Consider the following 13,498-nt stretch of genomic DNA (forward strand, 5'->3'; position numbering starts at 1 on the left):
TGTTTTGCGTCTCGCAGCAGTGCAAGGGCGTCTCGGTGTCGCCGCGCGACCGCGCGGTTCGCTGTGCCGCCCTGTGCATTTGTCCGGGCTTAACTGACCGCGGCAGTGCCGGTCAGACTATCTTGCGCCCTTCGGCAATGTTGAGCAGTTCGCTGAACATGAAGATGGCAGGTGTCCCTGCCAGCACGTCCTCATATCGAGCGATCGCGGCATTCGCTGGCCCTACTAGAGGAAAAATCGCACTCAGATCGAGGTCAGAGGGTGGAAAGCCGCCCGATGATATTGAATTGGCAAATCCGCCTCCGCCTGATCGTTGGCGATGATCGGATTTGATGATCGCCAAATGACAACTCAGGCTGTTGATGATCGTGAAAGGCGGTTTTGCCGACAACAAATTCGCTTGTGGCAATTTGACGATCATCAACCCTGCGGCGATGTGCAAGAATTTGGCGCCGCGTTACATGCCTCGGCAATGGTCGCGAGGAGGTGCCGTCACTCATCGCCTTCCGCGAAATAGGCCGTGAGGCGATGCCCGAGATCGGGCGCAAGCCGGATGAAATTTCGCCTCCCGTCGTCATGGTCCGGCTCGCGGGTCACCAGACCCGCGTCGCAAAGTTGTTGAAGCAGGCGAAGCGCGCTGGTCATCGGCAGGCCTGACGCGATGCAGACCGAACTCGTCGACACGGGGCGGGCCTCGGCTTCGTGAATGAAGAGATCGACGAGCATGTCCCAGGCGGGTTCGCCAAACAATTCGGCGGCGCCGACGAGCTGGCGGCGCAATAGTCGCCGGCGACACGCCCGGTGCGCGTTCGCGAGCGCCCGGGACCGATCTGGCGACCGGCGCCACCCCTTGGGCTGGCTGCGGAACAGCAACCCCGACGAGGTGACCGGGTGCGGCGTCTTTCGTTTTTTCAGGATCATGCTGTACCCGCCGAGCGCGACGACGATATGCTCGAGGACCTCGACGTCGAGCGAGCGCCCGACCGCCACGAGCCGTTCGGTGGCGTCGATGTCGGCCTGGCTCGGTGCCGGATCGCCGCTCGGATGATTGTGCACGAGGATGATTGCCGCCGCCTCAAGCTCGATCGCGCGTCGGAAGATCGTGCGCGGATAAACGACGAGATGGCTCAAGGACCCGTTTTGCAATTGCTCGTCGGCAAGCAGTCGGCGCGACGGGCTGAGAAACAGTACGCGCAGTATCTCGTCCGGAAGCCCGCCCATCGACGCGCGAAGATATTGCAGCAGTTGCGGGCTGGCGGGGGCGACTTCACGGCCGACAAGGCTCGGGCGCATTCCTTCGATGGTGGCGGCCTGGGCGGCCAGGAGCAGCGATCCGACCGGACTGTCGTCGCCAAGCGTGCGGGCAAGTGCACCGCGGGATTGCGCGAATAGCCGCGCGAGCGTTCGATGCTCGGCGAGCAGGGCTTCGGCTAAGGCTTCGCTGTTCCCGGGATCGATGACGGCGATGAGATCAGCCAGGACGGCTCGTTGCTTCCGCGCTTCAGCCGTCTTCTGTGTCGCCAGGTTGCGAGGATAAGAATGGGAGGCACCGCCCAGGACGTTGCGACCTGCATCATCAGATAGGCGGCCGGATGAAGCGCTACGTCCAGGAAGCGGCTCATGTGAGCCAGCAGCGGTGCCATGTGCAAAACGGCCATCGGCATGGGCCAGAAGCGATGCGCAAAGAGCGCGAGCAGGGTCGTAGACGTTGCGCCAAAAAGGTCGATTACCAGATGGCCGGTATCGAGCGAGGCGAAGGATGGCGGGACGAACGCGTGGAGCAGTTGGTCGGCGCCGACCATCGTGAGCGCGATCGCCGCCATCGTTCGTTCGGGCCCGCCACCGCGCCACGCCGCATAGCCTGCGGCAACGGCCAAGAAGGCGAGAAACAACGCTATTCGCATCGCTCCAGACTTTCATGGCGGCCGCTCCCGGTCAACCGGCGTCAGGCCATTGACGAAACGGCTGACGGGCCCTTTTCGATCGCGGGACATTCGTGAAGATCATACCCGCCGGTCTCGCGTCCGATGTCGGCCAGTTCGCCGTGCACGCGCAGGATATCGCCGCTGACATCGATGAGAGCCGTCTGCGCTTTCAGCAATCGCCTGATGGTCGTCTGGCCCTTCCTTGCCGACACGCCGGCGGTATCGCGACGCGCCGTGACGACGCTCGTCATCAGCGACGACACCGCGATGAGCGCATCGTCGATTCGGACTTCCGCAGCCGGCACATCGCGCACGAGGCGCGCCGCGGTGATCGTTATTTCCTGGGACATGACTTCTCCTTTGCCGGAAAGATTGCTCCGGCGATTGACCTTCGACAGGGTGAAAGGATCAGTGGGAGAGCAGCCTGGTCAGCGTGTCGCCGATGATCAGGCCTGCGAGAGCAAGAAGAACGAGGAGCGTGAGCATCCCCGCCATGATCCAGCCTCTTCGCTCTCGCGGATGATCATGTCTCCAAAGATCCTTGAACGCCGGGCCGGCTTCGACAGACCCATCCTCGAGCGTCGCGGCATGCGCCCATGTCTCGGCCGTCCCTTCGTTCGGAAGATCGGATGGCACCAATCCGGCGCGCGACGGTAGTATGACCGGATCACATGGTATCCGGTCATAGGTCTGTCGAAGCCGGGCATAAAGGATCGCCGTCTCGTCACGGTTCGCGGCGCCCAATATGTCCCGTGCGGTCGTCAGCCTCAGATCGACGGCCTGCTTGGAGATATCGAGCCGGCGCGCAATCTGCTTCGACGTTTGCCGCTCGAGCAACAGGTCGAGGCAGGCACGCTGTTTTTCCGTAAGGCGTTGCCAGCGCGAATAATCGTCTGAGGGCTGCGACCCCGAATCAGTCATCCGCACATTCTTGCCAAAAACCGGTGCAGCACAAGCTACCGACCCCGCGATACGGTTGCTTGAGGCCGTGTCGCGGCGAAGCGAGCTACCCCATGGCCTGTCTTTCTTCCCCATTGTTTGATGACGCGAAAAGCTTGTTGAATCGCCTGCATTCCTGCGTCTCTTACTCGACCCCGTCGAGCCGGGCGCCCTTGCCCGGACATGTCAATGGGGCTCCCGATGGGCGCAGAACCGATCCGGATCGAAGCAAACTTGCGCAGTGCCCGGATGCTGCGGACGGCGATGGGCGCAGCCATTGCCGAGTGGCTCGCCGATCCAGCGATCGTCGAGGTCATGCTGAACCCCGACGGCCGCCTGTGGATCGACCGGCTCGGCACCGGGCTCGCCGATAGCGGGGCCCGGCTTGCCGCAGCCGATGGCGAGCGCATCATTCGCCTCGTCGCCCATCATGTCGGTGCCGAAGTGCATGCCCTGTCGCCCCGCGTGTCCGCAGAGCTGCCGGAAAGCGGGGAAAGGTTCGAAGGGCTGCTGCCGCCGGTGGTGGCCGCGCCGACCTTTGCCATCCGCAAGCCCGCCGTCGCGGTCTTCACGCTCGATGATTATGTGGCGGCGGGGATTATGGGACGCGGCGCGGCCGATCTGCTGCGGCGCGGCGTTGCCGACCGGTTGAATATTCTCGTCGCGGGCGGGACCGGGACCGGCAAGACCACGCTCACCAACGCCCTGCTCGCCGAAATGGCCGGGACCGACGAGCGCATCGTCCTGATCGAAGACACGCGCGAACTTCAATGCAGGGCACCGAACCTCGTCGCGATGCGCACGAAGGACGGGGTCGCCTCGCTCTCCGATCTCGTCCGCTCCTCGCTTCGCCTGCGCCCCGATCGCATCCCGATCGGTGAGGTGCGCGGCGCCGAGGCACTCGACCTCCTGAAGGCGTGGGGCACCGGGCACCCCGGCGGCATCGGGACCATTCACGCCGGAACCGCGCTCGGGGCACTCCGCCGCATGGAGCAGCTGATCCAGGAAGCGGTCGTCACCGTGCCGCGCGCGCTACTCGCGGAGACGATCGATCTCGTCGCCGTCCTCGTTCGGACGGGCGCCGGTCGGCACCTGTCCGAACTCGTGCGTGTCGACGGGCTCGATCCCGGATCTTCCGAATACCGCCTGACCCCAGCCCTTTCTGCAGGAGAGCTTGCATGACCATCCCGATTTCAGGCCGACCGCTCATCGCCGCAGCGGCGCTCGCCGCGGCCCTTGTTTTCACCGCGCCTGCATATGCCGGCGGATCGTCGATGCCATGGGAAGCGCCGCTGCAGTCGATCCTCGAGAGCGTCGAGGGGCCGGTCGCCAAGATCGTCGCGGTGATCATCATCATCGTCACCGGACTCAGCCTGGCCTTCGGTGACACTTCGGGAGGCTTCCGCCGGCTCGTGCAGATCGTCTTCGGCCTGTCGATCGCCTTCGCGGCGTCGAGCTTTTTCCTCTCCTTTTTCTCCTTCGGCGGCGGAGTGCTCGTCTGATGGAGGTCCCGGGCTTCTTCGCCCCGGTGCACCGGGCGCTGGCCGAGCCGATCCTCCTCGGCGGGGCGCCGCGCAGTCTCGCGATCGTCAACGGCACCCTCGCGGGGGCGATCGGCCTCGGTCTGCGGCTCTGGCTTGCCGGCCTCGCCATCTGGGCGATCGGCCATGCGCTCTCGGTCTGGGCGGCGCGGCGCGATCCGCAGTTCGTCGACGTCGCCCGGCGTCACCTCAAATATCCCGTCTGGATGCGCTGATGATGAATCTCTCCGAATATCGCCCCCGGTCCGCCCATCTCGCCGACTATCTGCCGTGGGTGGCGCTCGTCGCGCAGGGGATTGTCCTCAACAAGGATGGGTCCTTCCAGCGCAGCGCGCGCTTTCGCGGCCCCGATCTCGACAGCGCGACGCCTGCCGAACTCGTCGCCGTGACCGCGCGGCTGAACAGCACGCTGCGCCGGCTCGGCTCGGGCTGGGCGGTGTTCGTCGAGGCGCAGCGTGTTCCGGCGCAATCCTATCCGCTCGCCGAGTTTCCGGACGCCGTGTCCGAGCTTGTCGATGTCGAGCGCCGCGAGCAGTTTCGCGAGGAAGGCGCGCATTTTGAAAGCTTCTATTATCTGACTTTGCTCTGGATGCCGCCCGCCGAGGAGGCCGCGCGCGCCGAAGCCTGGCTCTATGAGGGGCGCTCGAAGACCGGCGTCGATCCCAGGGAACTGTTGGCAAGCTTCGCCGACCGCACCGACCGTTTTTTGCACCTCGTCGAGAGCTTCATGCCCGAGGCTGAATGGCTCGGCGACAGCGAGACGCTGACCTATCTCCACAGCTGCGTCTCGACGAAGGTGCAGCGGGTCCGCGTCCCCGAGACGCCCGCCTATCTCGATGCCCTTCTCGCTGACGAACCGCTCGTCGGCGGCCTCGAACCACGCCTCGGCGACCATCATCTGCGCACGCTGACCATCACAGGTTTTCCCAGCGTCACCTTCCCGGGCCTGCTCGACGAACTCAATCGCCAGGGCTTCGGCTATCGCTGGTCGTCGCGCGCCATCATGCTCGACAAGACCGACGCCACGAAATTGCTCACCAAGATCCGGCGGCAATGGTTCGCGAAGCGCAAGTCGATCGCGGCGATCCTCAAGGAGGTCATGACCAACGAAGCTTCGGTGCTCATGGACAGCGATGCGTCGAACAAGGCAGCCGATGCCGATCTTGCGCTGCAGGAACTCGGCGCCGACGAAGCGGGCATCGCCTATGTGACCGCGACGGTCACGGTGTGGGATCGCGACCCGGCTCTCGCCGCCGAAAAGCTCCGGCTTGTCGAGAAGATCATCCAGAGCCGCGACTTCACCTGCACGATCGAGGGCGTGAACGCGCTCGAGGCCTGGTTCGGGAGCCTCCCCGGCCAAGTTTACGCCAATGTCCGCCAGCCCCCCGTTTCCACGCTCAATCTCGCCCACCTAATCCCAATCTCCGCGGTGTGGGCGGGGGCGGAACGGGACGAGCATTTCGGTGATAGCCCCTTGCTTTACGGCAAGACCGAAGGTTCGACCCCGTTCCGCCTAACTCTCCATGTCGGCGACGTCGGCCATACGCTCGTCGTCGGCCCGACCGGCGCTGGCAAATCGGTGCTCCTCGCGCTCATGGCGCTGCAGTTCCGCCGCTATGCGGGCAGCCAAATCTTCGCTTTCGATTATGGCGGCTCGATCCGGGCTGCGACGATCGCCATGGGCGGGGACTGGCAGGATCTCGGCGGCGCGCTTCACGACGCCGGCAGCGTCGGCTCGGTCGCGCTCCAGCCGCTCGCGCGGATCGACGAGGCGTCCGAACGCGCCTGGGCTGCCGAATGGCTCGCCGCCTTGCTCGCGGGCGAGGGGGTAGCGGTCGACCCGAGCGCGAAGGAACATCTCTGGTCGGCGCTGACCTCGCTGTCGACCGCGCCGGCCCAAGAGCGGACGCTGACCGGTCTTGCCGTGCTGCTCCAGTCGCAGGAACTGAAGCTCGCGCTCGCGCCCTATCTTGTCGGCGGTCCCTGGGGCCGGCTTCTCGACGCCGAGACCGAGCATCTCGGCGACGCCCGCGTTCAGGCGCTCGAGACCGAAGGGCTTGTCGGCGCATCGTCGGCGCCCTCGATCCTTTCCTATCTGTTCCACCGGATCGAAGGCCGGCTCGACGGATCGCCGACGCTCATCATCATCGACGAGGGATGGCTCGTCCTCGATCAATCTGCCTTCGCCGCGCAGCTTCGCGAATGGCTGAAGACGCTGCGCAAGAAGAATGCGAGTGTGATCTTCGCGACCCAGAGTCTCGCCGACATCGAGGCGTCGAGCATTGCTCCGGCAATCATCGAAAGCTGCCCGACGCGGCTGTTCCTGCCCAACGAGCGTGCGGCCGAACCGCAGATCGCGCGCGTATACGAACGCTTCGGCCTCAACGACCGGCAGATCGAGATATTGAGCCGGGCGACGCCGAAACGCGACTATTATTGCCAGTCGCGCCGCGGCAACCGCCTATTCGAACTGGGTCTCGGCGACATCGCGCTCGCCTTCACCGCCGCATCCTCGAAGACCGACCAGATCCGCATCGGCGAGCTTGTCGCCGAGCATGGCGCCGACGGCTTCGCCTCCGCCTGGCTCCGCTATCGCGGTCTCGCATGGGCCGCCGATCTGCTCGCCGGGCTCCGATCCGCCTCACCCCCGAAGGAGTAGTATCCATGAAGAAGACTCATTTTGCTCGCGCCGCTATCGGCGCGGTGCTGGTGGCCGCCGCTGCCCCCGTCGGCTTTGCTGCCGCGCCGGCGAGCGCGCAGATCGGCGGCATCGTCCACGATCCGCGCAACTATGCCCAGAATATCCTGATCGCGGCACGCACGCTCGAGCAGATCAACAACCAGATCAGCATGCTGCAGAACCAGGCGGCCTCGCTGATGAACGAGGCGAAGAATCTCTCGAGCCTGCCCGTCTCGACCCTCCAGGAATTGCAGGGCCAGGTCGACCGCACCCGCCAGCTTCTCGGCGAAGCGCAGCGTGTCGCCTTCGACGTCGGCGACATCCAGAAGGCGTTCGACACTCGCTACAAGGGCGCCGCGCTGTCGGGGTCGCAGACCGCGATGGTCGCCAACGCCGAAGCGCGCTGGAGCGATAGCGTCGGCGCCTTCCAGGACGCGCTGAAGGTGCAGGCCGGTGTCGTCGGCAACATGGAAAGTGCGCGGCGCTCGATCGGGATCCTCGTGACGGCGAGTCAGTCGGCGACCGGCGCGCTGCAGGCGGCGCAGGCGGGCAACCAGTTGCTCGCGCTCCAGTCGCAGCAGCTCGGCGATCTTGCCGCCGCCATCACCGCGCAAGGGCGCGCCGACATGCTGGACGCTGCGCGCGCCGCGGCGATCGAGGCCGAAGGCCGCGAACGCTTCCACCGCTTCCGCAAGGGCAATTGAGATGGGCGGGGCGGGCAGGTTGGTGCTTGTGGCGGTCGGCGGCGGGCTCGCGCTGACGATCGCCGTCGTCGCATCCCTCGACCCGCCCGCGCCGCGCGCGCCCGCTCCGCAGATATTCGAGGCGAACGCGCCGCCCGGGCGCCGGGACACGCTGCGCCGTTGCCGCACCGTCACCGAGCCCCATGCGGAATGCGCAGCCGCATGGGAGGCCGAGCGCGATCGCTTTTTCGGCCGGAAAGAGGACTGATTCCATGGAAGATACCGGCATAATCGACCAATTTCTGTCGGTCTTCTCGACCTATATCGACAGCGGATTCGGGCTGCTCGGCGGCGAGGTCGGCTTTCTCTCCTCGACGCTGATCGTGATCGACGTAACGATCGCGGCGCTCTTCTGGGCATGGGGTGCCGACGAGGATGTGCTGCAGCGGCTCGTCAAAAAGACGCTCTACATCGGCTTCTTTGCTTTCATCATCGGCAATTTTCAGACCCTCGCCACGATCCTGCTCGAGAGCTTCGCCGGGCTCGGCCTGAAGGCCAGCGGCGGCGGGCTTGCGATCGGCGACTTCATGCGTCCTGGCATGATCGCCGCTACGGGCCTCGACGCTGCGGAGCCGCTGCTCGACGCGAGTGCCGATCTGCTCGGCCCGATCGGATTGTTCGTGAACTTCATGCAGATCCTGATCCTGCTCGTCGCATGGGTGATCGTCGTGCTCGCCTTCTTCATTCTCGCGGTGCAGGTCTTCGTCACGATCCTCGAATTCAAGCTCGTGACGCTCGCGGGTTTCGTTCTGATACCTTTTGCCTTCTTCGGCCGCACCGCCTTCATGGCGGAGCGAGTCCTTGGCCATATCGTCTCGTCGGGCATCAAGCTGCTCGTGCTCGCGGTCATCACCGGGATCGGCACGACGCTTTTCTCCCGCTTCCTTGACGCCGGGGTCGGACCCGAGCCCGATATCGAGCAGGCCATGGCGATTGCGCTCGGTGCGCTGACTTTGCTCGGGCTCGGCATCTTCGGCCCCTCGATCGCCAATGGCATCGTCGCCGGCGGGCCGCAGCTTGGTGCGGGCGCCGCCGCGGGGACCACGGTCGCGGCAGGCGCAACGCTGGCAGCCGGAGCGGCGGGAGCGACGCTGGCGGGCGGCGCAGCCGCGACGGCTGTCCGGGGTGCAGCGGCTACTGGCGTGCGCGGAGCGGGAAGCGCATCCGCCGCTTACGCAGCGGGGTCCGCTGGCAAGAGCGGCGCGAGCGCGGTTGGCGGCGGACTGGCAAATGTGGCCCGAAGCGCCGCAAGCGCGGCTTCCAGCCCGCTTCGCCGCGCCGCCGCGAAAATGCGGTCAGATTATCAGGCCGGTAAGGCCGGACAGGGTGCCGGCGAAACGTCCCGCGCTGCAGGCGATGGCCCGCCGGCATGGGCTGCCGCAATGCGCCGCCGACAGTCAGTGACGCAGGGCGCGACCATCGGCGCCCATACCCTCAAGAGCGGCGACAGCCATGGCGCCGGATCGGCGCCCGACATCAGCGAGAAGGATTGATCCATGTTCCGACGCGCATCCAATCATTACGGCAAATCGCCCACGCCGGTGACCCCGTACCAGCGCGCCGCGCAGGTCTGGGACGATCGCATCGGCTCGGCGCGCGTGCAGGCGAAAAACTGGCGCCTGGCCTTTTTCGGATGCCTCATCCTCTCGGGCGGCCTCGCCGGAGGGCTCGTCTGGCAATCCGCGCGCGGTACGATCACGCCTTGGGTCGTCGAGGTCGACAAGCTCGGCGAGGCGAGAGCGGTGGCGCCGGCGGATGCCGACTGGTCGCCGACGGATCCGCAGATCGCTTTCCATCTCGCACGCTTCATCGAGCATGTCCGCAGCATTCCCGCCGATCCGGTGGTCCTGCGCGCGGACTGGCTTTCGGCCTATGACTTTGCAAGCGCGACGGGCGCACAGGCGCTCAATGACTATGCGCGGAACAACGATCCGTTTGCCGAGGTCGGCAAGGTCCAGGTCGCCGTTGACGTCTCGAGCGTCATCCGCGCGTCTAAAAACAGCTTTCGCATCGCATGGACCGAGCGCCGCTATCAGGATGGCAGCCTCATCGAAACATCGCGCTGGTCGGCGATCCTGACCGTGAGCCTGAAGCCGCCGCGCAATGCCGACGGGCTTCGCCGCAATCCGCTCGGTCTCTTCGTGTCGGCTATTTCATGGTCCAAGGAGCTCAGCCAATGATGAGAGTTTCCGCCGCTTCGCTTGCGTTCACGTTGGCGATTTCCGTCGCTTTCGCCAGCGAACCTGCCGATCCGAAACAACGGGTCGGACGCGCCAATGCCGAGGCGCGCGTCCAGCCCGATCGGCAGGGCTTTCGCAATGCAATCCAGCAATATGCGTGGGCCGACGGTGCGCTCTATCAGGTTTACGCGTCGCCGGGGCAGGTCACCGACATCGTGTTGCAGGAGGGCGAACAGCTGGTTGGGCCTGGACCGGTCGCCGCGGGCGACACGGTGCGCTGGATCATCGGTGACACCGTCAGCGGCGCCGGCGCTAAGCGCCGTGTTCATTTGCTCGTGAAACCAGTGCGCTCCGACATCATGACCAATATGATTATCAACACCGACCGGCGGACCTATCATATCGAGCTGCGCGCGACGCCGTCCGCCTATATGGCGTCGGTATCATGGACCTATCCCGCCGACGAACTGCTGGCGCTCAAGCTGGCCGAAGCGGAGGCCGCGCGGTCGACTTCGGTTGCTACCGGCATCGCGCTGCCTTCGCTCAATTTTGGCTACAAGCTGTCGGGCGACCGGGTTCCCTGGCGCCCGGTTCGCGTCTTCGATGACGGCCGACAGCTGTTCATCGAGTTTGGCGAGAGCATCGCGGTCGGCGACATGCCGCCGCTTTTCATCCTCGGCGCGAAGGATCAGGCTGAACTCGTCAACTACCGTGTCGATGGCCGCTTCCTCGTCGTCGATCGCCTGTTCGATCGGGGCGAATTGCGGCTCGGCAACGGGCGGGCCGCCAAGGCGGTTCGCATCAAGCGTGTGGGAAGCGCATCATGACCGGCGCCCAAGAGGCAATCCCGGCCGCGGAATTGCCGAGTCCGGATATCGTTCCCGCCGAACCATTCAGGCTTACGCCCGAGCCGCCGCATGTCATGCGTCTGTCGCGAAAGGCATTGGCGGTCGTGGGCGGCACGGCGGGCATCGTGATCGGCGGCGCGCTTTTCTGGGCCCTGAGGCCGGCGGTGCATGAAGCGCCCGAGAATCTATACGACGCGGCGGCTAACAACCGGTCCGAAGCAGTCACCGGCGCGCCGAAAGATTATGGTGCCATTCCCAAACTCGGACCGCCTCCTCCCGGCGAACTCGGTCGATCACTCGCATCCGCGCAGCAGGATGGAGAGCCGGTTCCGCTACCGTCGATGGGGCAGGGGCCGTCATCTCCCGATCCGGCGCGGACCGCAGCAGAGCAGGCGCGTCAGCGGGCACAGCAGGAACGGGAAGCTGCGCGCTCGAGCCGTCTTTTCGGCGCCGCTGCCGTCGAGACCGCTTCGCTCCCGCCCGATGTCCCCTTATCGAGTCAACCCGATCCATCGGCAGCAGGCCGGACGCCATTTCTCGCGCAAAATGGCCAGGTGGCCGAGAGCGCCGAGCGGATACGGCCAGCCAGTTCGCCTTACATCGTTCAGGCGGGCAGCGTCATTCCCGCCGCGCTGATCACGGGCATCAATTCGGATCTGCCCGGCCAGATCACGGCGCAGGTCACCCAAAATGTCTTCGATAGCCCGACAGGCCGGCATCTTCTCATCCCGCAAGGGGCGAGGCTGATCGGTGAATATGACAGCGAGGTCGCGGCGGGTCAGGACCGCGTGCTGTTGGCATGGGACCGGTTGATCCTTCCGGGGGGGCGTTCGATCAAGCTTGATCGGCAACCCGGCGCCGATGTGCGCGGGATGGCTGGCCTCGCCGATCGCGTCGACCATCATTGGGGCCGGATTTTCAGGGCTGCTCTTGTCTCGACCCTATTCGGAGCCGGTGCCGAGCTTGTCGCCAGTGGCGAAGACGAACTCGTGCGCGCGATCCGCGAGGGATCGCAAGATGCCGTCAGCCAGACTGGGCGGAGGCTTGCCGAGCGCGAGATCGGGATCGAGCCAACAATCCGTATCCGGCCAGGCTTTGCCTTCAGGGTGATCGTGACGCGCGATCTCATTCTGGAGCCTTTGGAGTCCCGGCCATGAGCAAGCTCAGGCTCGGTCCGGTCATCGAGGAAAAATCCGCGAAGCTGGCCGTCGAATTTTCGGGCAGTCTGCTGCGCGACCTCGCCGACTACGCGCGCGTCCACGCGAAGCTCCATGGATTGCCAGAGCCGCTCGCACCCGAGCGCCTGATCCCACCCATGATCGAGCGTTTTATCGCTGGAGATCGGGAGTTCGGCAAACTCAGGCGGCAGGCGTAACGAGGCAACGGATTATCGAGGAAACATGGTCATTCCATAGAGCCAGTGCTTCACGCTTTTCGTCCTTCCAATCGTGGCGCTGATAGATTCCAGCCACGCCCGCCCGCGAACCGCCCACATGATTCAGCACCGCCTCGGTAACTTCGAATCGTACACCCAAACGCTGAAATCCGGTGGCGAGAGTTCTACGAAGATCGTGAAGGCGCCAATTAGGTACCGGCTCGCCGCCGTCTTCAGAAACAAGCCGGTCGAGCTTTTTCTTGCCCTTGTCATAGCCGGTGAACGCTCCGCCTCGCGACGTCGCGAACAGCCTGCCATGACGCGGCCATGCGTCCGAGCCGGCGAGTTCGTCCAGGATTGCGAGAGCAAGGTCGTTCAGCGGTATGCGGTTCGGTTCGCCATTTTTCGTTCTGTCGCCCGGCAGGGTCCAGAGGCGCTCCCGTCGATCGAGTTCTTGCCACGAGAGCGACGAAACTTCTTCCCGGCGCTGACCGGTGACAACCAGCAGTCGCACGATCGGCCCGAAACAATGATGTGTTTTTGGCGCCTGAATCCATATCCGTCCCAGTTCCTCGTCCGATAGCCAGCGATCGCGCGGCTTTACCGCAGGCGGGGTCTCCATGCCCTCCATGGGGCTACGCTCGATGTCGCCGCGGCTCACCGCCCAGCGAAAGAGGCGGCGCAAGACCGCAAACACGTTACGGATATTGGCGACGTGCGCGCGCGGCATTCTGTCGAAAACCGCAACCACGTCGATTCGAGAAAGCCTGGGAAGCGGCTTTGCGCCTAGGACCGGCTTTACATGAAGCCTGAGAGCCTGTTCCACCAATCGCCGCCAGCCCTTGCCGACGCATGCCTCCAAAAATTTGTCGGCATAATTGTCAAAAGCGAGATCGACGGCCTCTCTCCGCCGCTGTCGCTCTGCCTCGCCAGGATCGACGCCCTGAGCAATCAGGATCGCCAAGCGTTCAGCCTCGCTTCGGGCAGTAGTTGGCGTCCACGGCGAACCGTGACTGCCGATCGTGTATCTGCGGGTCTTGGCTTCTCTGCCACCCATTCGAAATTGCAGCACATATGAGACGGCACCGGCTTTGGTTCGTTTGGCACCGAATCCCTTGATGCTATCGTCCCACAGAATGCCGCATTCGGTGTCCGCGATGAGGGCATCGATAGAGCGCTTCGTGATCTTTCCGCTCGCCATAATCAGGTCTCCCGATAAGGCGTTTTCCAGCAATCACCCAGCAATCACCGTGACCGAAATCGCTGG

The 13,498-nt window shown here is 64.9% G+C and carries 17 protein-coding genes; 11 read left to right on the plus strand and 6 right to left on the minus strand.

Going from position 1 to position 13,498, the window contains the following annotated elements:
• Nucleotides 1-112 precede the first annotated feature (112 nt).
• The 5 genes from ACOTSS_RS01745 to ACOTSS_RS01765 form a co-directional block, all read right to left on the minus strand.
• Complete coding sequence (locus tag ACOTSS_RS01745) at nucleotides 113-421, minus strand: hypothetical protein (protein ID WP_448689843.1); 309 nt, start codon at nucleotides 419-421, stop codon at nucleotides 113-115.
• A 71-nt stretch (nucleotides 422-492) separates the two neighbouring features.
• The gene (locus tag ACOTSS_RS01750; RefSeq protein ID WP_448689844.1) at nucleotides 493-1,293 is read right to left on the minus strand and encodes a JAB domain-containing protein; all 801 of its coding nucleotides are present in this window, start codon (nucleotides 1,291-1,293) and stop codon (nucleotides 493-495) included.
• A 137-nt stretch (nucleotides 1,294-1,430) separates the two neighbouring features.
• A complete protein-coding gene (locus ACOTSS_RS01755) occupies nucleotides 1,431-1,904 on the minus strand; it encodes a hypothetical protein (RefSeq protein WP_448689845.1) in 474 nt (157 codons plus the stop codon).
• Nucleotides 1,905-1,945: 41 nt separating this feature from the next.
• On the minus strand, nucleotides 1,946-2,275 hold the full coding sequence (locus tag ACOTSS_RS01760) for a hypothetical protein (protein WP_448689846.1): 330 nt from the start codon (nucleotides 2,273-2,275) through the stop codon (nucleotides 1,946-1,948).
• 58 nt (nucleotides 2,276-2,333) lie between these two features.
• Nucleotides 2,334-2,846: a LuxR C-terminal-related transcriptional regulator gene (locus ACOTSS_RS01765; RefSeq protein ID WP_448689847.1), complete on the minus strand. Its 513-nt coding sequence runs from the start codon at nucleotides 2,844-2,846 to the stop codon at nucleotides 2,334-2,336.
• Nucleotides 2,847-3,065: 219 nt separating this feature from the next.
• Between ACOTSS_RS01765 and trbB the strand changes: the two genes are divergently transcribed.
• From trbB to ACOTSS_RS01820, 11 genes are read left to right on the plus strand one after another with little or no spacing between them, the layout of a single operon-like run.
• Nucleotides 3,066-4,046, plus strand: coding sequence for a P-type conjugative transfer ATPase TrbB (gene trbB / locus ACOTSS_RS01770; RefSeq protein ID WP_448689848.1), 981 nt, complete (start codon nucleotides 3,066-3,068; stop codon nucleotides 4,044-4,046).
• Nucleotides 4,043-4,366, plus strand: a complete 324-nt coding sequence (locus tag ACOTSS_RS01775) for a TrbC/VirB2 family protein (RefSeq protein ID WP_448689849.1) — start codon at nucleotides 4,043-4,045, stop codon at nucleotides 4,364-4,366. The genes trbB and ACOTSS_RS01775 overlap by 4 nt, the downstream gene beginning before the upstream one ends.
• Nucleotides 4,366-4,620: a VirB3 family type IV secretion system protein gene (locus ACOTSS_RS01780; protein WP_448689850.1), complete on the plus strand. Its 255-nt coding sequence runs from the start codon at nucleotides 4,366-4,368 to the stop codon at nucleotides 4,618-4,620. Before ACOTSS_RS01775 ends, ACOTSS_RS01780 begins: the two co-directional genes overlap by 1 nt.
• A complete protein-coding gene (gene trbE / locus ACOTSS_RS01785; protein WP_448689851.1) occupies nucleotides 4,620-7,064 on the plus strand; it encodes a conjugal transfer protein TrbE in 2,445 nt (814 codons plus the stop codon). Before ACOTSS_RS01780 ends, trbE begins: the two co-directional genes overlap by 1 nt.
• A gap of 5 nt (nucleotides 7,065-7,069) precedes the next feature.
• Nucleotides 7,070-7,789, plus strand: a complete 720-nt coding sequence (trbJ, locus tag ACOTSS_RS01790; protein WP_448689852.1) for a P-type conjugative transfer protein TrbJ — start codon at nucleotides 7,070-7,072, stop codon at nucleotides 7,787-7,789.
• 1 nt (nucleotide 7,790) lies between these two features.
• Nucleotides 7,791-8,036, plus strand: coding sequence for a putative entry exclusion protein TrbK-alt (gene trbK-alt / locus ACOTSS_RS01795; RefSeq protein ID WP_448689853.1), 246 nt, complete (start codon nucleotides 7,791-7,793; stop codon nucleotides 8,034-8,036).
• Between the two features lie 4 nt (nucleotides 8,037-8,040).
• Nucleotides 8,041-9,321, plus strand: a complete 1,281-nt coding sequence (gene trbL / locus ACOTSS_RS01800; RefSeq protein WP_448689854.1) for a P-type conjugative transfer protein TrbL — start codon at nucleotides 8,041-8,043, stop codon at nucleotides 9,319-9,321.
• A gap of 3 nt (nucleotides 9,322-9,324) precedes the next feature.
• Nucleotides 9,325-10,008 carry a conjugal transfer protein TrbF gene (gene trbF, locus ACOTSS_RS01805; protein ID WP_448689855.1) on the plus strand — a complete coding sequence of 228 codons (684 nt, stop codon included), beginning with the start codon at nucleotides 9,325-9,327 and terminating at the stop codon, nucleotides 10,006-10,008.
• Nucleotides 10,008-10,835 carry a P-type conjugative transfer protein TrbG gene (gene trbG, locus ACOTSS_RS01810; RefSeq protein WP_448691276.1) on the plus strand — a complete coding sequence of 276 codons (828 nt, stop codon included), beginning with the start codon at nucleotides 10,008-10,010 and terminating at the stop codon, nucleotides 10,833-10,835. The genes trbF and trbG overlap by 1 nt, the downstream gene beginning before the upstream one ends.
• Nucleotides 10,832-12,013, plus strand: a complete 1,182-nt coding sequence (locus ACOTSS_RS01815; RefSeq protein WP_448689856.1) for a TrbI/VirB10 family protein — start codon at nucleotides 10,832-10,834, stop codon at nucleotides 12,011-12,013. Before trbG ends, ACOTSS_RS01815 begins: the two co-directional genes overlap by 4 nt.
• Nucleotides 12,010-12,231: a DUF2274 domain-containing protein gene (locus ACOTSS_RS01820; RefSeq protein WP_448689857.1), complete on the plus strand. Its 222-nt coding sequence runs from the start codon at nucleotides 12,010-12,012 to the stop codon at nucleotides 12,229-12,231. The genes ACOTSS_RS01815 and ACOTSS_RS01820 overlap by 4 nt, the downstream gene beginning before the upstream one ends.
• On the opposite strand, the gene ACOTSS_RS01825 is transcribed toward ACOTSS_RS01820, so the two are convergent.
• On the minus strand, nucleotides 12,215-13,465 hold the full coding sequence (locus ACOTSS_RS01825; protein ID WP_448689858.1) for a tyrosine-type recombinase/integrase: 1,251 nt from the start codon (nucleotides 13,463-13,465) through the stop codon (nucleotides 12,215-12,217). The genes ACOTSS_RS01820 and ACOTSS_RS01825 overlap by 17 nt on opposite strands.
• Nucleotides 13,466-13,498: the final 33 nt, after the last annotated feature.

The sequence above is a fragment of the Sphingopyxis sp. NJF-3 genome (genome assembly GCF_053514865.1).